Source organism: Vibrio sp. Vb1337, from assembly GCF_033338715.1.
GTDB classification, from domain to species: Bacteria; Pseudomonadota; Gammaproteobacteria; order Enterobacterales; family Vibrionaceae; genus Vibrio; species Vibrio alginolyticus.
In genome coordinates, this window is sequence record NZ_JAWOTD010000178.1 from 1 (window position 1) to 1,186 (window position 1,186).

Annotated in this window: 1 protein-coding gene; it reads left to right on the forward strand. The window is 44.5% G+C overall.

The annotated features are described in order from the left end of the window. Positions 1–1,175, forward strand: a 1,175-nt coding sequence (locus R7E42_RS24830; protein WP_318073208.1) for a bifunctional diguanylate cyclase/phosphodiesterase, incomplete at its 5' end; no start/stop codon positions are given. Positions 1,176–1,186 lie beyond the last annotated feature (11 nt).

Here is a 1,186-nt window from a genome sequence, read left to right on the forward strand (position 1 = left end):
TCAAATCGATAAACGACATCAACGGGAACTACATTGGTGACCAGATCATCAAGTTTACTGCAAATGCGATTCAACAGAGCTTGTCTTCCCCAAATAACGCGTTTCGCGTTGCTGGCGACGAGTTTGCCTTTATTACTTACGATGAAGATCCCGTGGCTGTATGTCAGGAAGTGCTCGATAAAATTGAAGCCGGTTACAGTGACAAATCCAATCGTATTTCTTTTACCGTGAGCATTGGCATTGCACGTGCGCCTGTTCACATGCTCAACAGTGATGAACTGATCCTAAATGCCAGCTTAGCGTTGAAAGATTGCAAAAAACACCGTGACACACGAATTCAACATTACGACACGCACTTAAGTGCGCTTTATCATCGTCAAACGCAACTGATTGAAGCGATGCGCATTCAATTAAGCACGAGCATTACTGAAAGTCATGAGCTTTACGTGGTGTTACAACCGATTGTTGATGTAAACAATGATCGCTGGGATTACTTTGAAATACTCGCTCGTTGGAACAGCAGTGTGTATGGCAACATCTCCCCTGCGGAGTTTATTGAAGCGGCAGAGCAATCGGGATTAATCATCGAATTAGGTGAGCGAATCATAGAGTTAGCATGTATTGCGAAGCAAGAGTTAGAGGCTCACCTCGGTTATACCGTGAAGCTATCCATCAACTGCTCTGCACACGAACTGGTCGATTCAAACCGCTACATCAACCACCTAACAACCTTGCTCGAGCGATACGGTCACGATGCTTGGGACTTTGTTATAGAGCTCACTGAAACTGTTTTGCTTTCACAAAGTGGACGCGAGCAGATGGTTTTGAACTCGCTTCGCTATCTTGGTTTTAAAGTCGCACTGGATGACTTCGGCACCGGCTATTCGAGCTTAAATTACATTCATAATTACCCTATCGACAGCATCAAAATTGACGCCACATTTGTGCGCAATATGCTCTCGAACAAAACGTCAGAGCAAGTGGTGTATCTGATAGCCCAGTTAGCTCAACTGTTGGATGTCGACTTAATTGCAGAAGGCGTAGAAGACGACAGGGCGTTAAATAAGCTTATCGACATGGGTTGCCATTACATCCAAGGCTACTTCTATTCTCGCCCACACAACGTCGATGAATTGGTACACATGATTAACGATAGACAAGTCAAACGCGCATAAAAAAGACCAAG